Raw genomic sequence first — 21928 nt, forward strand, 5'->3', positions numbered from 1 at the left:
TTTATCTTTCACATCACTCCGATGTGTAAATTATTTTTCTTTTTAATTTAGTAAAAAAGCAGACTCTTGGATATCCTCTTGTCCAAAAGTCTGCTCTCTTACTTTATGTAAAATTATCTATTTTCTTTCAACCTCTGATTTTCCTCTTCTAGTAATTCTATCTGCAGCTCTAGCTCTTTAATTCGTCTCTTGTATAAAATCATTTGTCTTTTCAGCTGTTTATTAACTTCCTCAGTTGCTCTATCAAAAATTGCCTTTTTAGGATTATAACATTCCCCCTGCTTCAACTGTGCATCTTCTACCATTTGTTTGGCCTGTAAATTTCTATAAAAATAACTTCTATCAACTCCTGCATATTTTGCCAATGTAGTAATCGAGATCCTCTCCTTTCTTCGGAGCATCGCATCAATCTCTCTCTGAATAATTTCTAAATTCTCTTTTTCTTGTTGTTTCTTGAGACCTACGATTTTATCATACTTCATTTAACATCACTCACACCTTTCTGTTGCCTTCGCAAAGTATCTAACTCTGATTCCAGCTTTTGATTTTCCGCTTTCAATTTTATAATTTCAATTCTCATAGCTAACAACTTTTCCTTATACTCATCAAGGAGTTCCGCTTCGTCTATGTTCATTTTATAGCTTTGATTTTGAATATCAACAGCTTTATGTACTTCTTCTTTGATTTTTTCATTTCTGTAGAAAAACGAGTTAGATAATCCTGTTCTTTTGCATAATCCGGAAACTGTAATCCTTTCACCCTCATTACGCATTCTTTGAATTTCTTCCATTGCTAGTTTTACTTTTTGCCTACTTTTCTCCTGGCTCATTTCGATGATTTTATTTGCTTTCATCTTTAATCACAACCTTTATAGTTTTTTCAACAACGCAATCTCCTTTCGATCCAACCGTTTCTTCAATGTGTCCACCTCTTTTTGAAGTATACTGCACTTTTGGAGAAGCTGCTCATTTTCAACCTTTAACCTTTGATTCTCTGACTGACAGCTGTTAAAATCCTTCTTCAATTCCTGAAAATTATAACCCACAACATTTGTTTCTTCAGATGGCTGCTGTACATCTATCCGCCGTGGCAGTTTGACAGCTTCCTCAAGTCTCTGACGGACTTGCATATTCTTATAAAAAAATCCTCTTGATAAACCTGTCCAACGAACCAATTCTGTTACAGATATCGGCATCCCTCTGGCACTCATATCATCGATTGCCCGAATCGCCTTTTTTATTTTCTGCTCACTCTCAGCTTTGTTAACAGCTATCATCTTATCATATTTCATACCCATCCCACTCCTTTACCACATCCATTAAAATCATATCGATTTTCTCTCTGACTGCCCTCGTTTCATCCGCCATTATCTTGTTCCCAATCTTTCGATAATGATGTACACTTTGTAATGTTTTATGCCCCAAAAGCCTTGCGATCATCCAGTCGTCGATATGCATTTCTGTCAGCTTTTTCCCATAACAATGTCGGAATGTATGTGTTCCAAAATTCAGCAGTTCTCCATTCTCATCCCGAATATCATTTTTCCTAATCATTTGCATGACTCGATTTTGGAGCATGCTATACTGAAATGGTTTCGATGGATCATCTTTTTTTACAAAAATATATTTTGTCTTTCCATAATGTTCCTCGGTATAATCAATTGACTTTATAATAAGCTGTGCTATTTCATCACTAATTGCTTTTTCAAATGTAATTGATTTTACCTGCTCGATTCGTATAAAATATCGATTTTCTCTTATACTCAAACAGTCTGTTTTTAGTGTAAGCGTATCCGAAATTCGTGTTCCCAGCAGCTGATGAAGGATTAACGCCCTCGCTATTTGTTCATCCATCTGAAAAATGTTTTCATTCAGCTTCTTTATGGTTTCGTCCGAATAAAACTTAAATAGATATCTTGGCGTGCTGGGAAAATCTGTACTTATAAATAGGTTTTTGATATCCTGCCTATCATAATGATTTCCCACATCTTCAACTACCCTTCGTAGACCATATAAATCAGAGCGATAATTTTTCCTTTCCTTTGCCTCTGTCTGAAGATAGATCAAATAGCTTTCCATAATATCCCGTGTCAAATCTAGTAATGATATAATCTTAGGATACCTTAATTCCAGATATCTACAAAATCTTTTAGTCGCTACCACCTCAGCCATAATACTTCCTATTGCCATATATTTCAAATGCATAAAAATTACTGTTTTAACTTCTTTTCGGATTGTTATTTGACTAATTCCTTTAAAATTTATAGTCTTTACATTCTTTATCGGGTTGCTGCGGAGAGGAAATTCAAACTTGTCCAATTCCCACACATCTCTCTCCTGTTCTAAGCACCCCCCATCTTTCTGAGAATACCTCAGAATTTTCTTCATATGCTTTATTATGCCAGGTGTTTCTGTTGCTACAATTTCATAAACGCTTCGATACTTCTTACTTGTAAGGGCATATCCCTTTTCCATCATCCAACTCTTTAGCTGCAAAATAATCTTATTCTCGTCTTCATATCTCAGGATTTTAATATTCTTTTCTATAAGAAAATTCCGGATATTATTAAAATATAATATTTCAGATGCCAAACTACTTGGAGCAAGTTTCTTTCCCCTTTCCCAGACAAAATCTTCTAGGAGCTTTCTTACTGCTTCTGACGGAAGTCCCTCCAAGTCGAAGTAACGGTCTTTCCGAACCCTCATTCTCTTTTTTTGTTCTTCAGTCGCATTTTTATAGCAGTCTAATTCATAGATATGTATCTTATTTTCCAGTTTTTTCACCCCGTTTCTTTGGAATAATTCCAGTTGCAAGAAGATTTTCTGCCTGATTGAAATATTCCTTATTCGCCTGTTCGATCCGTTTAGGCATGTAGTCTATATACTGCTTTGTCATATTTTCATTGTTATGCCCTAAATAATCCCGAATCGTCTGAATGGACACTCCTTCATCATAGAAACTACTTGCCAATGTATGCCTGTAATCATGCGTCTTGAATGTTTCGCCCGAAATATGTATTCCATACTTCTTACAATTTGCTTTGAAGCCCTTAACAAATGTACCAGTCCTATATGCCCCGCCATCCTTTGATTTAAACAGGAAATCGGTAGGTTTAATATGATGCTTATTTATATAAATTTTCATAATTTGATAAAGCACCAATGAAATTGGTATCATTTTTTCCGCTTTCATTTTGATTTGATAAACCTTAATCCATGCATCTTCCCCATCCCAATAATATGCACCTCCTTTTAATGTACACACTTCACTGATCCGTAATCCTGTTGCCCATAAATTTAGAAAAATAAGTCTTTGTACCTCTGGAAAAAACTTCAGCCTTTTTAATATTTCCATATACTCATCTTCCTGAACACTTCGATCATGGTGATATGGAAAAACTTTCTGGATGTAATAATTCGGATCAAAAATTATTCTCTTGATATGTCCTTTAGCATTTAAGTACACAAAAAATCTGTGAATATCAAATATCTGTCTATTTACTGTTTCTGCTTTAATTTCCTCTTCCTGCAGAAGTTTGAAATACTCTGCTATCTGTTCTTCCGTAATTTCACATATGGATTCAAATGTGTTAAAGTAAACTAGAAATTTTTTAATATAACACAATTGATTTCGTATATTTCCAAGTGCTAAATCACCGATACCTACTTGATATTTCATATACTCTTGCAGCAATTCTCTGTTTCTCTCATTCGTCACTTCGTAAAAACTGAGTCGCTGCACAGGATTGCTTGGATTTACACGCTCTGGTGCAAAATTGAATCTTTCCATATACCAGACATTTGCATACCAGTGAATTTCTTTTCCACTCATAAATAGTATTTTGCGGCTGTTATCCACAATCTGCATACTATTCTTCACATTTGCAACTTTCCTGGCTACAATTGTTTCCAATTTCTTTATTTGCTCCAGCTCAAGCCGCTCGATATCTTCAATTCCTTCCTCTACGCAAAACTCATACATCCACCTTAAAGGAAGAAGATAGCGCACTCTTCGATCCTTGCTGTCTTTTATATTTCTTAAGGCATAGCACAAAATCTGAAAAATTTGTTTTTTTAAAGTTTCCGGCGCCTTTTGACTAAAATCCCATACCAGTTCGCTTTTATCTTGGATATAATCAAAATCTGATGCTATGTCCTGATCCGGTATATAGGGAAGAAAAATCACTTGCCCTTCATACTTGAGCCGCTCTTTATTTCTTCCAGAAAGGGTTTCCATTTCTTTTCGGATATCAAACTGCTTGATCCGATCCAATGTCTTCAAATATTCAAGGCCTTTCGAGGAAGTTTTTGTCCTGCGCAGCTCACTTTCATACAGTTCTCTGATTCTATAATCAATTTCCTTTACATGATGAATTCTCTGTCTTATCAAGAAATTCCTGACATTTCCTTTCAAGCGTTCTTGCACTGTATTGCACTGCTCAATTTCATTCAACAACTCTTTATACTCTTCTTGGATGAGAGTCTTCTTCAAATTTCGCAGGAACCCAGTTCGCTCAAATACCTGTTTCTTTGTAAAGTTCCCTGTTTCACGCAAAAAGATTTTATAATTACGGAAATCCTGTTCTTCTATAAGGAAAACATCATATATCCCTACACCTTTTAGGTAGGACTCTGCACACTCCCAGTATGTACTCGGTACATTTATATCTGTTATCAACTGGTTGTGAAGATAATCCGCTTTATCCTGTGATTCCGTATTCAATAATCTTAATGCAGTCACATACTTCTCCTCCTTCCCTAAAGTAATTTGTCAATTTCATAAATGGACTGATGTTTTCTATAAAATTCATCACTGACATCCATCAACTCCTGATCCGATATATTTAAATATCTCATTGTTGTTTCTATATTTCGATGCCCAAGCGCTTGACTGATAAGTTCCAACTTCCATCCAGCCTTCCGGCGAGCATTTGCAAAATAATGCCGCAGCATATGTGGTGTTACTTTAATCCCAGTCTTCTTCTGCAGCCGTTCCATCAATGCATAGACGCCTGAGTCCTGCATCGGTTTTCCTGCATAATCTCCCGAAATGTTAATAATCAAGTATTCCTGCTGGAAAATAAGGTCTTTATATTCCTCTATATAAAACTGCAGAATTTCAAAGGTGGCATCGCTGATTTTTGCCTTTCTGTATTCTGCATTCTTAGCTCTGGCTCCATTTTCATTATCTTCTCTAAAATTGACATACAGCAAGTGTCTCTCATAATCAATGTCTGTCGCATACCGGACTCCCAAAAGTTCCCCGATGCGAAATCCCGTTTCTGCTAATAATAAAAGCAGGATTTGATCGCGACAATTGGCACATGCCTTTAATAAAATCACGATCTTATCCTGCTCTATGGTCTTCCCTATATGTCCTTTTTCCTGTAGATATCCATGAAATGTATTCCGATATAATGTTCTTTTTACTCCCACTGAATTATGTACAATAATTCTCATATCAGAGAGGACTTTCAATTGCTTTGTAGATTCATCCTGCTGTCCAGAAAATCTATAAAATCGGAACACCTCTTTTAAATATGCATTACAGGTCTCATTATATGGTTTCTTTTTATAACTATCTCCACTATGCAATCCTGCCTGTAACCATATCAAATAGTCTGTAAAGTGTTCCTGCTGCTTATCATATGGCATCTCCCATACATCATCTAACTGAATGCCAGTCTCATCTATATAATTCAGATAGTATGAAATGGCTCCTGCACTTCTTCTGATAGTGTTAGGTGACAATTTTGATCTTTTTTTATGCATTAGATACTTGGAGGGCAGTAACACTATGTCTTGGCTCTCCTGTTCACGAATGAAATAATATTTTTCGTGATTATCTATCTGGAAATCCACAATATACCTTGCCATATTACTTTACTCCTTTCCTCTAACGCTATACACAGTATACCGTGTTACTCTTCTCATAGCTATCACACAATGTAACAATCTTTCCTTTTCAAACGAAGCATTATCAATAAACAACGTCAATCGATTTGATAACTCCCTGCTATTCCAAATGCAATACCTGCAGTTAACAAAAATCCAATAATTCCAACTGCCGCAACAATCAATATCCCAATCATGATCGTTCTACCTCCTCAACAATCTCTATAACATCTGACATTCTGCCATCGTAACCGCTTCATCTTCCATAGCAAAATATTCATCTGCCACATTGCGTTCCACCGCCAAAATCTCTCCAGCCTCCTTCTCTCCCAGCTGGATCGGCGCCAAATACTCAATAATTCTCCCACATAATTTCTGGTCCGGACAAACATCCAGCATCCCCATACAGGTATTCACAATCAGGCGATCCAACACATCGGTAATCACTATTTTTTTAGCATCATATCCTCTCGCACCGATAAAATTTGCCAAGTTCTCCGGGGTCAGTGCCAACATATATTCTTTTCTGGCTCCCCCACCATATGGATACTCATAGGCATATCCCATCGTTTCTGTGTCCATGATCCGTTCTACCATATTCTTTTCTTCTGCTCTCATAAAATCTTCTCTCCTATTTTTTCAACTGCCAAACTCAATTTTCCCTTCCAATGGCGAATATGCATCGACATCATAGCTTTCCTGAAGGATCTGAAATCTTGCGAGCTGCATGGATGATCTGGACAGCCTGCCACGGTTTACAATCAAAAGAACATCTACCTGTTCTTTCTGAACCGCTTCTATAAAATGACGAAATCCATTTCGATTCCAAAGCGGAGTTGTCCCCACATCACTGGAACTTCCAACCAGTTCAAATCCCATCTGCTCTCCATAATCAATCAGCTGTTTAAACTGACTTTTTAATGCACCATTTCTATCTTCCGGTGCATCAATCGCACAATAGATCCACGCACGTTTTCCCTGACCCATTCCTGCCTCCTGCTCCTTTTCCAAACACCCTTTATGTTCTTCTCTGTACTGTTACACCAAAACTCACAAGAATTGCCTCATCTACTTTACGCATCATGGCTCCACTCAGACTTCCTACATACCCTCTTAATCTTATCCGGTCAATCGTCCTTACCTGCTCCAATAAAATAACAGAATCATTATGGAGGCCTCTTACATGATTTCCCAATTCGATATGTGTAGGTATCCAGTGCTTATTAGGCCGACTTGTAATTGCTGCCACAATGACAGTTGGACTGTAACAATTACCAACATCATTCTGAATAATCAAAACCGGCCGGATTCCCCCCTGTTCAGAGCCTATTACCGGCATCAGATCTGCATAATATATATCTCCTTTTTTTATCGTAACACTTCCCCTCCTTCCATCTACTCTGGACTACGAATGTTCCTACTCTTTATGAAAAGTCTCTATCTCTATGTAATTCTGCCGTCATATGGCAAATGCCCTTTTTCCAGCTTACGCTGATGACCTCGCCTGCCAAAAGTTCATCAGCTCGGATTCCCTTTCCCAGCTCCTTCTTGGCTGCTTCTTTCTGCCCTTCCAAAAGTATGGATTTTACCTGGTCAGAATTCAGAAATAAATATCCTTTCGATGTCATAAAATGAAAATTGCTGTCAGAATATAATTCCATAAATTCTTTGACACGCATATACATCTTCCTCCTTATCATTTTGTGATTTAGAACACAAGGATAGCGGCAGCCTTATCCAGCTGATCCATCTTTCCTTTTCCGCTGGATAAATATAAAGCTGCCGCCATAGTTTCTGTTAAAAATCACTTGTTCTTCATTTTCAAAAGTTCCTATTCGACACAACTTCCCGGAACCAGATATCGGAAATACTGATATTCCTGTTACAACCGATATCTTTGGGCGGCAACACTGACCAGCCATGGCTTAAGGCTGTCATGGGATTGTTCCCCTCCGAGGGTCTCTCCGAGCCGCCCTCATTGCGTGTTCCCGTTTTGCGGGGCTGTGACTGGACGGAAGTATCATTATAGGCTGTTCAGGTCATTGCAGGCAGTCTGCCAAAACTGCTTTAAGGACAAATTTTTTTCGCTCTGCACCTTTGATGTCATCTTATTGACAGACACTCTGACTATCTGCAGGTGGTCGTGGCGGATTTTCCTTTGTGCTTTTCCTTTTGGGCTGAACAACTAAGGTATCTGTATTGCCGGATATGACTGTTTCACACAGTTTTTGCCAAAGAACAGAAAGAGAAATCAGTCCCCTTCACTTCTTTCCACGCTGGCAGAGAAGTTTGAGAACCAAAAACAGAAAAATAATTAAAATAATTTTCTCAGTTTCTCTAAAATCTTCTGTCTCCGTTTGTTTATCGCCTTCTGTGACAATCCAAGTACCGAAGCTACCTCCCGTTCCGTCCGTTCCTCAAAATAGAGTTCCTGAATCAACCACTGTTCTTCTTTCGAGAGTTCTAAAAGGAATTTATGTAACTGTTCACACTCTATTTTTTTCAGAATCTGATCCTCAACACTTCTGTTTTCTTCTGGAAATTGCACAGCCATTTCCTGCAGGCGTTCATAGGAATCCTCTCTGCTAGGAATGGTCATTTTCTCTCCTGTTTTAGGATCTACGATATTTCTTGCTCTTTTTAAATCATATTCCTGATACTGCATTTTTCTTTCACTTGTTCTCAATACAGCGATTACTTCCTCGCTGGCTTCCGGATACATTTTTCTAAAATCCGGTATCTTATACGGTTTTGCCATGTTCCTGTCCTCCTTAGTTTTCGTTGGGTGGTGAAAACGAAGGACAAGTGGCGGACTACGACATAGGTTTCTGGCAATCCTCAAGCAAGAGCTTTTCTCCATACGCTGCTCCTTAGAAAAAAAGAAGCCAACGGGAGGATCCCGCTGGCTTTTAACAATTTTGAAATTGGATGCAGCGCACAAAACACTATAAAAAAAGATCCCATACATTTCTGTATGAGATCTTCTCGCTCAGCACACTGACCATCCAGTGTACTGACTATAACATGAGAGAAGTCGGACTTTCAGTAGGACTATTGTCGGACTTTAGTCGGACTATTTAATTGATATGAAGCGTTCTCGGTTTGCTTCCGTCACTTTCAATCAGATGTTCTTCCTTCAATTGCCGAAGATAACCATGCACAGTTGATGGGGAACGATACCCTAAACCTTTTCCGATATCCCGCACAGTAGGCGGATATCCATACCTTTTTATGTATTGCTCAACAAAATACAAAACTTCCATTTTCTTTTTGTTGCTCATAAAACCACCTCTCCTCTATTCATAAAGTAACGGTTCTTCCAAAGCCTGTTTGATTTGAGGAAGAGCACTCCCCCAAAGGGATAGACCGAATATTTTAATTGCTTCCTTTTTTCTATCATAATATGTGCTTCTTTCCATCCGAAGCGTTTCCAGTAATTCAGGCTCTGTATATCGGAACCGGCTTAAATAACACTTAAACACAATGTCAAAATAAAGCTGTGGTGAATATGGAAAATCACGCATTTTAACCATGGCCGAGTCTACCAGTTCCACAAGCCACTTAGTCTGGAACAGGCTTTTTACTGTTTCTTCAAACTTTTCCCTCTCTACAGTAGGAGCAAAATCATTCAGATATAGAAGCCCCTCCTCCAGTTCTCTGCCATAACAATATTCTGCTTCTTCACGAAGCATTGCAGCACGGTCACAGGCCGTCCAGCATACATTTCGATAAATAGATAATAACAATTTTGACCTTTCATATAAATTTTGTTCATCCAGATGCTGCATCACACACAGCATCTGAATACTGTTTTTTGCCAATGAGTTTTTCCGTCCCATAAGCCCCTCCTATCTTACCGGTTCATAACTCCCGGCATAATCAAACCATGATCTCGGTATTCCGGCATCTTCAGATCCTTCATCAAGGCCGCTGGATAGATAGCCCTTTTTCCAAATCGCCGCCGAATTTCCTCAATCGCCAGAAATATTTTTTCTTCTTTCTCAAGCCGGATTGGATCCGAAAACAAACAGATTTGCTCCGGTTCTTTTGCTGATACCAAGTTGATTGCACGAACAGTTACCGAACGCACAGGTTCCTTCCAATCATAATTTCTCTGAAATAGTTCCCTCGCCAGTTTAGCAATTTCCAAAGGCACTATCGTCGGAAGGGAAAGTTGACCTTGATACTGCCTTGTAAATAGTTCCTGACTGCGAATCGCTATCTGAACCCCCTGTGCTTTCAATCCATGAATCCTTAATCGATGTCCTATGTCCTGGCATAATTCCAGAATAACCTTCCAGACCTCCTCTTCTGTTTTAAGATCTGCTGTACAAGTAATTCCATGCCCCACACTTTTCATCGGAGACACAAAGTCCTTCTCCATTACCGGACTATCATCCAGACCATTTGCATATGACCACAGCATCAGCCCATTTTTACCAAGAAGCTGGTTCACATAATCATGATCCATTTCTGCCAGATCTCCTATCGTATAAATTCCAACTTGCTCCAGCTTCTTTGTAGTTGAGCGGCCACAGAATAATAATTCCGATACCCGAAGCGGCCAAACCTTTTGTTTCCATTCTGATTCTTCAATGCTAGTTATGGCATCCGGCTTCTTCATATCACTTCCCAGTTTTGCAAATATTTTATTGAATGAAATTCCTATACTAACAGTCAATCCCAGTTCATTCTTCATCCTGCAGCGAATCTGGTCTGCAATTTCTTTTCCAGAACCATAAAGAACCTGACTTGCTGTCACATCCAGAAAGCACTCGTCCATTCCGTAAGGCTCTACCAGGTCTGTATATTCCTGATAAATCTCTCTTGCCATATTGGAATATTTTAAATACTGTTCATACTGGGGTGGAACCAAAATCAAATCCGGACAAAGTCGTTTTGCCTCCCAGTTAACCATTCCTGTTTTTATTCCTGCTTGTTTCGCTTTCTCTGATTTTGCAAGAACAATTCCATGACGGTTTTCTGTGGACCCGCACACTGCTACTGCTTTTCCCTGTAGCTCTGGGTTCAGCATCATTTCTACAGAAGCATAAAAACAGTTCATATCACTATGAAGGATTGTCCGATTCATATTCTGTACCCTCTTCCAATTTTTCCTAGCAAGTATTAGCACACTTATTCTTGACAGCTTGCACACTTACCATTATAATGTGCATATAGTCACTGATACTTGCCAACTCTTGCTAATTCAAATATTAGCAACTACATGCACACTTGTCAATAGCACAGTTAGCAAGTTTACGCACACTAAAACGAATGGAGGTCTGACATGAAATCTTTTGGTTCTAAAGTTAAAGAACAACGCGGAAATCTTGGATTAAGTCAGAAACAATTAGCAGAAAAAGCCGGAATGGGTATCCGGACAATTACTTCTTATGAATTAGGCGAAAGAAAACCATACCAGGCACAGCTTTATAAACTGGCAAAGGCACTGGAGGTATCAACCGAGTATCTGCAGAACGATAACATAGAGGATCCATCTTACGGCTTAGACCGCATGGAATATGTAGAAGATATGAGAAAAAATAGCGGAACCAGGGAGGCGTTGGATCTACAGAAAATGCTGGCTGAGAACACAGCTCTTTTTGCAGGAGGCACTCTAAGCGAAGAAGCAAAAGATGCTTATTTTCAGGCAGTTGCCGAAGCATACTATGACTGTAAAAAAGCAGCCAGAAAAACCTTTGGCAAAAAGAAAAATCCACAATAATCTTCTCCCGTAATATAGTCCGAAAGGAGGGAGCTGTTTTGACTATTCAATCCATATCTGAAGAAGTCAGACGGATCCAGAAAAAATATGGTGAATCGGATCCATTCCGTCTGGCACAGGCAATGAAAATTATCGTGGTATTAAAACCGATGGGAAGATATAAAGGGTGCTGCAAAGGATTTTATGTTCAGCACCGCAGAATCAAACATATCACAATCAACAGCGATTTACCGGAAGTGATTCAACGGGTCATACTGGCTCATGAAATTGCTCACTCCGTGCTTCATACAAACATAACGGCTGCGTTTCATGAATTTACACTATTTGACGATACAGATCGGCAGGAATATGAAGCAAATCTCTTTGCTGCCGAACTGCTGTTATCCGATGACTGCGTATTAAATGCATTAAACGAAGACCAGTTTTTCTTTCAGGCGGCCAAAGCTCTTTATGTACCAGCAGAATTACTGGACTTTAAATTTCGTGTCATGAAACGTAAAGGTTATAAACTGGAGTCTCCCATCGTATCACATGGGAATTTTCTGAAAACAATTGAATAGGAGGACTACTGATGAACGAAGATACTATCCGCGATATATATTATGTAGAACATAAATGGAACCCCCATTTTTTCTATCTTTCCCCAAAATCATTTTGTCAGGATCTTGAAAAAAATGGCTCCGATCTATACCTTGACTTGTTCCATGCCATGTATCAGGAAGAGTCTGATTATATTTGTCCATATACGGAAAACGATTTTTCCCTTAGAAAAAAACTTTGCAACAATGGGACAACTATCATCTATCAGCTTATTACTCCATCTCCTGTCCTCTCCCCTCTTACCCGGTGTGTCTATTTCTGCTGTCAATTAGATAAGCAGCAATATTTTTACTATACCTCTGAGCTAACACATACCGGTGATTATCTGCTATGCGGATGGACAAAGGATGAAGCACATCTCATTTTCCATTCAGATGCATCTACACTTGAGGAAGAACTGGAAGAAGTTAAAAAACTTTTTAAGGAGGTAGAACTATATGAGCGGTGTTCAGACAGACTGCAAGGTTTATGTAAACGTAAGAGCAGCCTTCCTTCCAGACGGAAAAATGCTTCCAGAAGAACTTACCTGGGAAGATGGAACGCCTTATACAATTGACCGCATTTTGAATGTGAAACCCTCTGTTGCAAGGAAAGCTGGAGGTCAGGGCGACTGTTATACAATTTTGGTAAACGGAAAGCAAAGCCATCTCTTTTTTGAACGCAGTACAAATTTAACGGGAGCTTATATAGGCCGGTGGTTTGTAGAACGAAAATCTTAACCAAAACCCTTATATAAAAAAGATAGCTGTCATTTTACGATATAATGTCAACTATCTTTTTTATATGGCATCATTTTATATTAACGCATTCCAGACGCACACTCTCCCATATTAATGTCCAGCACCCCTCTGGGCGGCTGGATCAGGGCGTCCTCATACTGGCACTTCCACTGAATCTCCCGGCACATCTGGCCATCCGCAACGCCATCTATGGTTTCCCCATCCTGAATGGGGTTATCATGCTCCAATATGTACGATGCCACATTGTAGGCATGTTTTACCACCCAGTTGGGGTCCATGTCGTGGAAGTGGTATTGGAGATCCGGCAAAAACAGGGTGTTCATGCCCACCGTGTCGATGAGCATATCCTCCGTGCCCTCGATATTGAAGAAGCGGACATTGACCCCAAAGCGGATGAACCGATCTGGACCCTCGATCTGATGGGAGCGCACATCCTCCGCCAGAAACAGCTTGCCGCAGTTCTGGAAATAGAATGCTTCGCATGAGGGGTACAGCTCCGCCAGAGCCTCCAGAAAGTCGGTGTCCAGGTTGGCCCGCTCCAGCGCCGGAAGCGCCGCCGTCAGCATATCGGTAGCTACCACCTGATATTTGCACTCCCGGAAGATCCGCTCCCGGTCCTCCTGGCAGTCCCACATCTGGCTCATCAAAAAGGCATCGAAGCCTTTGCCCTTGAACTTGTCGCATTTCATCACCATCAGCTGCACCGGGCATTTTCCATCCTTGAACTCTGCAATATGATCCTGTGCGGCAAAGCCGGCCATTTTCTTATCATAACAAAAGCACTCTGTTGATCCGATGTGTTTCTCCATTACGGCAGTCATTTTTTCTTTTTCCGGCATGGGCACCGGTTCTTTGAACAGCATCTGAATGAGATAGGGGCCTCCGGGCTGGGGGCCTTTTTTGTCATCCAGGTTTTGCTGGAACACTTTATTGCTCATACTTATCCCTCACTTTTCCTGATGGCATCTTCGATCTGTCTGCTGACGGTGTCCATATAAAGATACACCCCATCCCGATCACAGTGGTACAGGTTTGAGTAGCTTGTACTCTCATTAGGGCGGATAGGGTTAGGCTCCACCACCTCGGTAGCTTCCAGCAGGCCGACACCCAGTTCCGCCGCGGCAGTGAGGGCCTTTTTCAGCACTGCAAACTGTCCATCGCTCCAAAGCCCCTCCAGATCCTCCAGCACCTTTGGCATCTGCTCCAGATCCCGGAGAAGCTGCACAACCTGCTTCGGAGACAGGTACACACCAGAGCAGTAATTTTCGATGATCTGATTTTCTGCCGGATTGGGAAAGGCGGTTGGTGCCACCTGTGCCCACGGCGTGAAATACCGGGCATATTCCGGCTTCTCCTCCAACAGGAAGGAAAAGCCGCTTCCCCGGGTGTAATAGTAATCTCGGAAAAAACCTTGGATTACAGCAATATAGAATCCGTGGCTTTTGTCAAATAGCTCATCTGGTGCTGTCCTTGCCCCGACTCGCAGGGTATCCAGATATTTTTCCGCATAGAAGTCCTCCATTCCATGCTGTGCGGCAATGACCAGTACCTTTTCCTCCTGTCCCTTCTGTATCCAAGTTAAGGGAGTAAAATACCATTCTCGCATTTCCTCTGGGGAAATCGGGTGAAAACTCACATCGTATCCCATAAAATTCTCCTTTCACTCACACTCAGGTGATTCCTCTAATGAACGGATAATCTCTTGCAGTTCAGCGATTGCATCTTCTACCTGAAGTGCGGTTTCTTCACTCCAAAACCGATTTCCCCCAGCTAACTGATCAATTAGATTAAATATGGCAACTGCGTCAGGGATAGGGATAGCTCCCGCTACCTTCCACTCTGTCTCTTTTTTGTGAAGGTAGGTTTTTATCTCTCCAAACAACTGCTCATGAAAGATATTATTACAACGCAGTTCCACAAGAAATCCATTTTCGCCATAAACTATATCTGAAAAATTTATGTTCAAATATTCCTTCATAGACACATCCTCCTGCTTAATCCCACCAGAAGTACCAAACAGTGGACTGCCGCAGCACATCGGCCAGAGCGCCCACGGTGGCGTCCTCTGGGCCTTGGTCAATTACATCAGGGCAGAAACCGTACAGCTCCACCGCCACATCTATGGCCTCTTTCTCGGAAACAGGAGCCGGGAGCAGGAACTCCAACTCGTCGTGGCTCATGGCAGCAGGCACCGCCCCATGCTGTTCAAACCAGTATTTCGCAACTGCCATTAACTCCGGCGTGTCAGGACACTCATTCCAGCCACCAAAGGGCAGGTAGGCGAAGATCTCCCAAGGGTTCTTCACGGGGATTTTAGCCAGAATGAGAGGATAGGTCATATTATTATCGGAATTCCAGTAGCTTGAAAAACGACGGTTATCATATCCGCCCTCCATCTCGCCCAGGATCTCCTCATCCCAGTCCATATCGTCATCCTCGGCTTCTTCCTTGCGCTGCCCAATCAATTCCTCCAGGACTGCCTTACTGTTCTTGACGGGGGCGGAGAGCATTTTCTTCCGGTATTCGGCAACTTTGTCCGGGGCGAAAGTATAGTCGTCCTCGCCATCGCTGTCCGGGTCGGAATTCATAATCAAGCATTCCCACAAGATTTCGTCATCCGCCTTAATCAGAACCGGCACAAAACCCTCTTTGACACTTTCCCTTTTGGCATAGTTGTATGCCAACATGATGGGATCATCGTCCTTCATCGAGGGAAAATAGGTGCATTCACAGTTCAGATATTTCATCATGGCTTCTGCAAGATCCAAAGGCTCATCCTCCGAATAAACCTCCGGCTCACTGTTTTTTCTTGAGGACCAGAAGGCATCCGCCTTCGTACCGTCCGGGTTCAGGAAAATCTGAAAATATTGATCCTCTCCAGGCTGTTGATAGACAAGGCCGATGCGTCGTAGCTGATCCACAAACACACCTGTTAGAATGCCCTCTGGTTCTCCTTCAGGGGTGTGGGTCAGCCATTTCCCGCTGTCCAGCCGTTCTTTGAGCTGCAGCAGCCAGTCCGTTCCCATCTTAGAGAGTCCGGCTTCGTTCATGCGGAAGGAAAGCTCCACAAGATGCTCCTTCACCGGGTATTGAAATTCGCAGCAGGGGGAGTTTTTCTCATAGCCATACTTCTCTGGGCGGAACAGCTCATAAAATACGGCAAGCCCCGCTTCGTCCACCCGGATACAGGCCAAAGCGCGTTGTTTATCATCTGCATCCTCGTCCAGCCCCTGCTGGAGCATCTGGTCGGCGCCGGGATCAATCCAATGGTACTCCATCTGTTCTAGGGCGGCCCCAGCTTTGATCTCTTTTTGCAGGGTCAAAAACTCATGATCACCAGGTTCCAGTTTTAATCCTTGCTTAACAGCATCCAGCGCACCAGCTTTATTACCAAAATGAGCCCGCAATTTACCCACTTGTAGCCAAACCCAGGGGTAATCCGGCTCCTCCTGGGCACCCTTTTCTGCGTAGTTGAGTGCTTCTTCCAGTCTGCCGCAGTACATCAGCGCCACAGAATACCGATAGTACCAAGTAGCGCAGCCCACGGCATTTTCCTCTGAATCCTTCATCCATTCCACAGTACGGTAGTAGTGGATATAGTCATCCAGGTTGTTGCTGGCGAAGGCATACCAGAGGGCAATCTGCAAATCCCGATGCGCCTGCTTTTCGCTGAATCTTCCTTCTTCTACGCCGCTTTTGATAAAATTCTCCAGCCAGTCGAGCATTTTCCCAAAGTAAGCGGCAGTTCCTTCGTCAAAGGACTCCAGTATTTCAATATCCTCCGCCGAGAGCAGGGAGCCAGTTTCCTCATGAATATCAGGCTCCGGTTCTTTCTCGTCCAACAGCGGCACACCGCCCACATCCCGCCGGAATGCGTGGAAGTGAGCATAGGGCAGGTCGCTTCCCTCAAAGAATGCCTGTGCCGCTGTTAGTACAGCGGGCAGATCCCAGGCGATAAAATCCAGATACCCACAATACAGACCAGTGGCCCCACCCAGGAAGGTCACGGCTTCCTCTCCTGCATCCCGCAGGATGGCATCCCGCAGGTTATCCCGGAAATCCAGAATGGCTTTCACTCGTTCCTCACCGGTAAAACCGGACAGCGGGTACAGGAGGAATCCAGCGGCAATGCCATCCTTGTGGTACTCATCCACCATATCACTGCGGGCTGTCAGATAGTCGTTGATGAGCACCGGCAGGCGGCAGCTTCCAGTATAGACATCCAGCCGCCAGTCAGCCTCCGGGTCCTCCACCGGTTCCAGTTCATAGGCAAGGTAGCTGTTTTCCAGGTAATCGCTGCCATCCCGCCAGAGAGAAAGTCCCATGCTTTGCAGCAACTCCGGCAGTTCAGAAAGCAGCTTAGCCGGTTCGTCTTTCGGTTGAGCATAAACATCAAACCCAGCAACAAAGGCGATAGCGGAAACTTCTCCGATGGTTTGATCCACCAGCATAGAGAGTGCCCACCAGATCTTGTCTGTGTCCTCTTTCAAGATCGGCGTCAGCTTTTCACAGTAAAGGACCAGACTTACCTGATGATCTTCTGTTTCCTCTGCCCACATCTGCACATCTTCAGCCCGAACTTCGATTTCTCCTGCCCGCAGCTCGAACCCCTCACAGGGCTGGCGGCCTACCCAGATATTCCAATGCTCAAGCACCGATTCCGGGGCCTGCTTCTGGAAGTACACCAACGGGAACAGGCGGGAGCGAAGCCCCTCTGGACTGAGGATCAATTCATGCTTTTCGCCATTGAAGCCCAGCTCAAAGGAAGTATCACGCAGGGCCGTCTTGAGTGCATTCCCGCATTTTTCAACCAGTTCTTCGCCGCGCTGGTGTGTTTCGTCAGTATCTATGATTTGACGCAGTTCTGCCTCAATCTGAGAAAAGGCTGCCCATGCTTCCTGCGTCCTTTCACGGAAGTTCTTTTCAAAGCGAGGCAGGGACAAACGACGGCGGCAATCGTTTATGTACTCCTGAGTATCTTTGTCTCCGGGTCGGGCTTTCAGAGCCTTTTCAAAGTAACGAAGGGCGGTGCCTTCCTCATCCAGAAAATAATAAGCGGAAGCGATCCGATAATTCCAGCAGTGATCTTCGGCAAAATACTCCTCATGGGGAGCCAGAAGTTCCAGCGCCTTTTCAAAAGGCTCCCGTTCTCCTATATGTGCAACAGCAATATATGCCTTGGCCAATTCGCTGTCCAGTTCCGAGGTGCGCTCCTCGGCAGGAATCGCTTCCAGGGCGTCGATTACCTTCTGTGCTTCATCCTGTTCAAACCATTGCTGGCATTGTTTCAATAAATCCATCTCATGACCTCCTCGTTTATGATTGAGTTTCTAAATAGAATCCCCATACGCAGTTGGAGAACTCTCCAGCGGCAAAGCGGTAATTCTGCCCGTCAATCTCCACCTGCCAGACCTCAAAGGTATGGTCTTGGTGGTAGATCGGGTCTTTGACTTTTACTCGCTTGCCGGTGGTTTGCCAGTCGTAGTCAAAGATGTTCACACCGAACAATTTGCATTGACCGTCTGGGCCAAAGGTTTCATATTTCCAAGCCATGTGATGCCTCACAATCCTGTCCGCTGCCAGCCGTTCAGCCGCTCCTGCACCGCGTCGATCATCCAAACCTCGCCCACACGCTTCATGAGGAAACGGCGGTCAAAGCCGGTATTTTTCTCTCTGGTGTAGATGTAGAGCTTGTTCTTGGTGATCTGCTCCGCGTCAAGGAATTCTTCCCCCTTGTAGGTGCCCTGGGCACTGTATGAGAGGTCCAGAGGCAGATAGCCCGGACGGGGCTTTTCGCTCACATACTTCTCCCAGATCGCCAGCAGGCGGGGCACAGCCTCGGGATCTTCAAACCCAGCCTGCTCCATGTACTGCTCCCATTCTGTCATCTCGGCAAAGAAGGCAGACAACACCCTGCGGCATTCCGACGCTGCCTGCTCATCCAGCTGGACGGGCTTTTTGGCCTTTTCCCGCTGGAGCTGGGAGAAGTGTTCCATCTGCTCCTTGGCAAATTGCACATGGGACACCGGCTTGATGTAGTTGTTGCCGGCGACAGCCAGCAGTCCATCATAAGTAACAGCAGTGTGGTCAATCCAGATATGAGAGAGCTTGGGGATGGAGGCTGCCTGGAGCAGACCGGCATCATCCAGCCCGGTGTGGTCAAGGGTCAGCAGGTCCAGCTTACAGCTTTGCAGGGCGGACAGGCCGCTGCCGTCGATCCCGGCGTTCCCGGTCAGCAGCAGGATGCGCAGCTTGGGCATGGCGGAAAAAACTGGGAAACAGGCGTCGGTGAGGGTGCCATTTTCCACGCCGAAGTTGACCATGCTTTTATGCCCGGCAAAGGGGGCCAGCAGTTCATCCGTCACCGGATACCCTTTCACATGGAAGCCCACCAGGGTGTAACCGGCCAACCGCTCCATGATCTCTGCGGTCAGCTTCGGAATATCAAATTTCTTTTCTCCATCTAAAGTTAGGACACCGTTTTCCCAATCCGCTGTTCGTGTCCGTTTTGGCCATTCCATAGTTTACCTCCTTACTCTTGCGCTCTATCTATTACCATTCTCCACCCGGATGTCTGCACCCGGATAACAGGACGGAAAAAGTCATAGTCATTGTGAATCTCGTTATCTTCCCGAACCTCCGGTTTACAGTGAGGGGAACAGGGTAAATATCCAAGCAAAGGACCCATGCCACCGCAGACATTGCAGCCACCGTCGCCGCCGCAGGTGGTCAATGTTTTCCCGTCTACCAGTTCCCGCTTATAGGGGTCGTAGGCAATAGACAGGCCAAAGAAGTTGGGCTGCTCCATGTCGTATGGCCTGCCCTGATCTTCCTCGCTTTCAAAGTGGTGCAGTTTCATCTTGTGGTCCAGTCCATCCCCCCATGGAAACAGGGTGCGGCATCCGCCTCCGCACAGATAGGCCCACTCATCCGGCGTGGGAAGGCTGGCTGCCACCTCCCACAACAGGGAGCGCTGAAACTCCGGGTAGGTCATTGGATGGCACAGCCACGCTCGCCAGCTATCACCATTGCGTTCAAAGCGGACAGTTTCATGTATCTCAAAACTCTGGCTGTTCTGGCCCGCCCACTTCTGCAAGTTCTCCAGCCAGTCGGGGTGGGCGGTGATGCGTAGATCGTTCATGGGTACACTTTCCCAGCCGATCTCCTCCAGTTTTCTGCCTACGAACATGGGGCCGATGGTCACCTGGCGTACTGGGGTCATGCCCTGCCGGAGAAATTCCTCCACAGAGCCCTCATATTCGATTTCCGCAAAAATATCCGCCAGTTCCTCTTGGTTGGCCTTGTCCATCTCTTGGACAAAGCTCTCCCAGCCAAGAATCACGGTATCACCTGGGACAAAGACAAACTCCCGGCCACCTTTTTCAAACAGGCCGGTGGTGCAACTTTGTCCCCAGCGGGAAAAGGCGTATAGTTCTTTGAATGTCAAATTATAACGAGTCGCCAGCGTCTGCATCAGCCAGAGCTTATCGGACAGTTTCAAGGCATCAAATTGTGGTCGAAATAAATTCTCGTTCATATCAAGTCCTCTTTCAATTTGCTCCGGCAGACTGTGATTCCTTTTCCACAAGGCGAACCGCCTCCGTCAACAGCTTGGGAAGCTGATTCCTTTCTGCTGTTTCATACTGCTGGACTGGATGCGTCCAATCAAAATTTTGAATGATAGAAATGATATATCTGTCCTGATACCAGCCCATATCCAGCAAGAAACTGTTTGGATATTCCACTTGCAGCATATCTTCTTTTCGTGTGTCATCCAGAAAGGTGACCGTTCCGGTACCAAAATCCACCTTTGACCAAACTTGCACGGCAAAATTCCTCCTCACGATTCTCCGAAATGCTCCAGATACAACTTCCGCACGGAATAGGGACCAACAAGGGTCGTTTCCTTTCGGCCATCCCAAGAATACACATGAATTTCGCCTTCATCCCCAATGTACCGCTGTTCCTCAAAGGGTGCAGGAAAGGGGAAGCTTTCTACGATGCTCCAGTCAATCTTGGGCTTCAGCCCATCAAACTCCTCGCGCTTGAGCCTTTTGAAATTGAACACCAAGGCCGCTCCAATTCCATCGAAAAGCAAATCTGCGTATTCTCTGGGGGTAATATTCTCGCTCACATTGGCAGCTTTGATGTCCACATTCAGAACCTTGTCGCCGCAGTTTGTCCATATTTTATTGGGAGAGAACCAGGTAGTCCGATCTTTGCCGCCTGCAAAGTCCTCGCGGAAATAGCTTCTGTTGGCGCTGTCCATCTCGACCCCTTCCCGAAGCAAGCCGTTGTATGAGGAAAGCGGAAAATATCGGTGTTTTGCCGGGTCAAACTGGTCAAACGAAATGTCCAACAGATACCCATGCTTCTCACTGCGCATAAGCTTGTGTGGCTTCACAATGTTTTCTTCGATGAAACTCCAAATGTACTCGTCCACATGAATAGATACACGAGGGCGACTGAATAATGTGATTGTGTAGTGATCCTCTCTGTCCATTCTCTCCGTATTGAACCAAATACGATGAATTTTAACCATAGTTATCCCCTCGCGTAATTTCTGCCAACGACACTTCTGTTTCCGCCTAAAAAAGTAGTTCACCGAAAAACAGTCTAAGAAGCACGGCAGATAATGTTTCAAGCTGTGGCTTGCTGAGAGGAGTGTAGTGAAGGACGATTTCCCCATACAACTCCGTGTTGATGTGGTGTTCTTCCAGATACCGCAGAACCTTTCGGTTGTTCCGCACGATATTTAGACGAAACCTGGTATTATCAAGGGCATATTCAAAACAGTCCGGGTCAATCAACTGACCATTGACTGGATCATTCATTTCCAAGCGGAGTGCTTCCGCGCCGGTCTTGCGGGAGAGTGTAAAGTAACCATCCTCCAGTTCAAAGGACAGGCAGGACAGCCCTTCATCATTGTCCAGCTCCCAAGTCATTCTTTTTGCAAATAATTCCAT

The 21928-nt window shown here is 43.9% G+C and carries 27 protein-coding genes; 3 read left to right on the forward strand and 24 right to left on the reverse strand.

What is annotated here, in order from left to right; genetic code table 11:
- Window positions 1-113: 113 nt before the first annotated feature.
- From FGS84_RS29330 to dinB, 14 genes are all read right to left on the reverse strand, one after another.
- The gene (locus FGS84_RS29330; protein ID WP_055650664.1) at window positions 114-482 is read right to left on the reverse strand and encodes a DUF6262 family protein; all 369 of its coding nucleotides are present in this window, start codon (window positions 480-482) and stop codon (window positions 114-116) included.
- Window positions 479-853, reverse strand: coding sequence for a DUF6262 family protein (locus FGS84_RS29335; RefSeq protein ID WP_055650663.1), 375 nt, complete (start codon window positions 851-853; stop codon window positions 479-481). Before FGS84_RS29335 ends, FGS84_RS29330 begins: the two co-directional genes overlap by 4 nt.
- Before the next feature lie 15 nt (window positions 854-868).
- Window positions 869-1291: a DUF6262 family protein gene (locus FGS84_RS29340; protein ID WP_002593737.1), complete on the reverse strand. Its 423-nt coding sequence runs from the start codon at window positions 1289-1291 to the stop codon at window positions 869-871.
- Window positions 1281-2783 carry a site-specific integrase gene (locus FGS84_RS29345; protein WP_138311715.1) on the reverse strand — a complete coding sequence of 501 codons (1503 nt, stop codon included), beginning with the start codon at window positions 2781-2783 and terminating at the stop codon, window positions 1281-1283. The genes FGS84_RS29340 and FGS84_RS29345 overlap by 11 nt, the downstream gene beginning before the upstream one ends.
- The gene (locus FGS84_RS29350; RefSeq protein ID WP_138311716.1) at window positions 2764-4740 is read right to left on the reverse strand and encodes a site-specific integrase; all 1977 of its coding nucleotides are present in this window, start codon (window positions 4738-4740) and stop codon (window positions 2764-2766) included. The genes FGS84_RS29345 and FGS84_RS29350 overlap by 20 nt, the downstream gene beginning before the upstream one ends.
- Before the next feature lie 17 nt (window positions 4741-4757).
- The gene (locus FGS84_RS29355) at window positions 4758-5876 is read right to left on the reverse strand and encodes a tyrosine-type recombinase/integrase (RefSeq protein WP_138311717.1); all 1119 of its coding nucleotides are present in this window, start codon (window positions 5874-5876) and stop codon (window positions 4758-4760) included.
- Window positions 5877-6116: 240 nt separating this feature from the next.
- Window positions 6117-6512, reverse strand: coding sequence for a hypothetical protein (locus tag FGS84_RS29360; RefSeq protein ID WP_002593743.1), 396 nt, complete (start codon window positions 6510-6512; stop codon window positions 6117-6119).
- Window positions 6513-6533: 21 nt separating this feature from the next.
- Window positions 6534-6881, reverse strand: coding sequence for a recombinase family protein (locus FGS84_RS29365; protein WP_118584700.1), 348 nt, complete (start codon window positions 6879-6881; stop codon window positions 6534-6536).
- Window positions 6882-6912: 31 nt separating this feature from the next.
- A complete protein-coding gene (locus tag FGS84_RS29370) occupies window positions 6913-7266 on the reverse strand; it encodes a type II toxin-antitoxin system PemK/MazF family toxin (RefSeq protein ID WP_038292372.1) in 354 nt (117 codons plus the stop codon).
- Between the two features lie 52 nt (window positions 7267-7318).
- Window positions 7319-7573, reverse strand: a complete 255-nt coding sequence (locus FGS84_RS29375) for a hypothetical protein (RefSeq protein ID WP_002593745.1) — start codon at window positions 7571-7573, stop codon at window positions 7319-7321.
- Between the two features lie 635 nt (window positions 7574-8208).
- The gene (locus FGS84_RS29380; RefSeq protein ID WP_002593746.1) at window positions 8209-8652 is read right to left on the reverse strand and encodes a sigma-70 family RNA polymerase sigma factor; all 444 of its coding nucleotides are present in this window, start codon (window positions 8650-8652) and stop codon (window positions 8209-8211) included.
- 319 nt (window positions 8653-8971) lie between these two features.
- Window positions 8972-9175 carry a hypothetical protein gene (locus FGS84_RS29385; protein WP_002593747.1) on the reverse strand — a complete coding sequence of 68 codons (204 nt, stop codon included), beginning with the start codon at window positions 9173-9175 and terminating at the stop codon, window positions 8972-8974.
- Window positions 9176-9190: 15 nt separating this feature from the next.
- On the reverse strand, window positions 9191-9733 hold the full coding sequence (locus FGS84_RS29390; protein ID WP_002593748.1) for a hypothetical protein: 543 nt from the start codon (window positions 9731-9733) through the stop codon (window positions 9191-9193).
- A gap of 14 nt (window positions 9734-9747) precedes the next feature.
- Complete coding sequence (gene dinB, locus FGS84_RS29395) at window positions 9748-10986, reverse strand: DNA polymerase IV (protein WP_138311718.1); 1239 nt, start codon at window positions 10984-10986, stop codon at window positions 9748-9750.
- 198 nt (window positions 10987-11184) lie between these two features.
- Here dinB and FGS84_RS29400 point away from each other — a divergent pair, with 198 nt between their 5' ends.
- The 3 genes from FGS84_RS29400 to FGS84_RS29410 are packed head-to-tail and all read left to right on the forward strand — an operon-like array spanning window position 11185 to window position 12778.
- The gene (locus FGS84_RS29400) at window positions 11185-11622 is read left to right on the forward strand and encodes a helix-turn-helix transcriptional regulator (RefSeq protein ID WP_138311719.1); all 438 of its coding nucleotides are present in this window, start codon (window positions 11185-11187) and stop codon (window positions 11620-11622) included.
- 38 nt (window positions 11623-11660) lie between these two features.
- On the forward strand, window positions 11661-12182 hold the full coding sequence (locus tag FGS84_RS29405; RefSeq protein ID WP_002593751.1) for an ImmA/IrrE family metallo-endopeptidase: 522 nt from the start codon (window positions 11661-11663) through the stop codon (window positions 12180-12182).
- A gap of 11 nt (window positions 12183-12193) precedes the next feature.
- The gene (locus FGS84_RS29410) at window positions 12194-12778 is read left to right on the forward strand and encodes a hypothetical protein (RefSeq protein WP_118524670.1); all 585 of its coding nucleotides are present in this window, start codon (window positions 12194-12196) and stop codon (window positions 12776-12778) included.
- A gap of 243 nt (window positions 12779-13021) precedes the next feature.
- On the opposite strand, the gene FGS84_RS29420 is transcribed toward FGS84_RS29410, so the two are convergent.
- The 10 genes from FGS84_RS29420 to FGS84_RS29465 all read right to left on the reverse strand — a co-directional run bounded on the left by FGS84_RS29420 (window position 13022) and on the right by FGS84_RS29465 (window position 21928).
- Complete coding sequence (locus FGS84_RS29420; protein WP_138311720.1) at window positions 13022-13900, reverse strand: DUF4261 domain-containing protein; 879 nt, start codon at window positions 13898-13900, stop codon at window positions 13022-13024.
- A 2-nt stretch (window positions 13901-13902) separates the two neighbouring features.
- Window positions 13903-14610 (reverse strand): hypothetical protein, encoded by a 708-nt coding sequence (locus FGS84_RS29425; protein ID WP_138311721.1) that lies wholly within the window; start codon window positions 14608-14610, stop codon window positions 13903-13905.
- A gap of 12 nt (window positions 14611-14622) precedes the next feature.
- Window positions 14623-14940 carry a hypothetical protein gene (locus tag FGS84_RS29430; protein ID WP_138311722.1) on the reverse strand — a complete coding sequence of 106 codons (318 nt, stop codon included), beginning with the start codon at window positions 14938-14940 and terminating at the stop codon, window positions 14623-14625.
- 16 nt (window positions 14941-14956) lie between these two features.
- Entirely contained in the window at window positions 14957-18262 is a 3306-nt protein-coding gene (locus tag FGS84_RS32045; RefSeq protein ID WP_138311723.1) for a DUF4253 domain-containing protein, read from the reverse strand.
- Window positions 18263-18278: 16 nt separating this feature from the next.
- Window positions 18279-18515 carry a hypothetical protein gene (locus FGS84_RS29440; RefSeq protein WP_087399873.1) on the reverse strand — a complete coding sequence of 79 codons (237 nt, stop codon included), beginning with the start codon at window positions 18513-18515 and terminating at the stop codon, window positions 18279-18281.
- Window positions 18516-18523: 8 nt separating this feature from the next.
- A complete protein-coding gene (locus FGS84_RS29445; RefSeq protein WP_138311724.1) occupies window positions 18524-19483 on the reverse strand; it encodes an NTF2 fold immunity protein in 960 nt (319 codons plus the stop codon).
- An 11-nt stretch (window positions 19484-19494) separates the two neighbouring features.
- Entirely contained in the window at window positions 19495-20499 is a 1005-nt protein-coding gene (locus FGS84_RS29450; protein WP_138311725.1) for a hypothetical protein, read from the reverse strand.
- A gap of 13 nt (window positions 20500-20512) precedes the next feature.
- Window positions 20513-20806 (reverse strand): hypothetical protein, encoded by a 294-nt coding sequence (locus FGS84_RS29455; protein ID WP_243031406.1) that lies wholly within the window; start codon window positions 20804-20806, stop codon window positions 20513-20515.
- Window positions 20803-21366 carry a hypothetical protein gene (locus FGS84_RS29460; protein WP_243130120.1) on the reverse strand — a complete coding sequence of 188 codons (564 nt, stop codon included), beginning with the start codon at window positions 21364-21366 and terminating at the stop codon, window positions 20803-20805. The genes FGS84_RS29455 and FGS84_RS29460 overlap by 4 nt, the downstream gene beginning before the upstream one ends.
- Before the next feature lie 184 nt (window positions 21367-21550).
- Window positions 21551-21928: a hypothetical protein gene (locus FGS84_RS29465; RefSeq protein WP_138311727.1), complete on the reverse strand. Its 378-nt coding sequence runs from the start codon at window positions 21926-21928 to the stop codon at window positions 21551-21553.

Origin of the sequence: Clostridium sp. 1001271st1 H5, assembly GCF_005845215.1 — a bacterium.
Classification (GTDB): domain Bacteria; phylum Bacillota; class Clostridia; order Lachnospirales; family Lachnospiraceae; genus Enterocloster.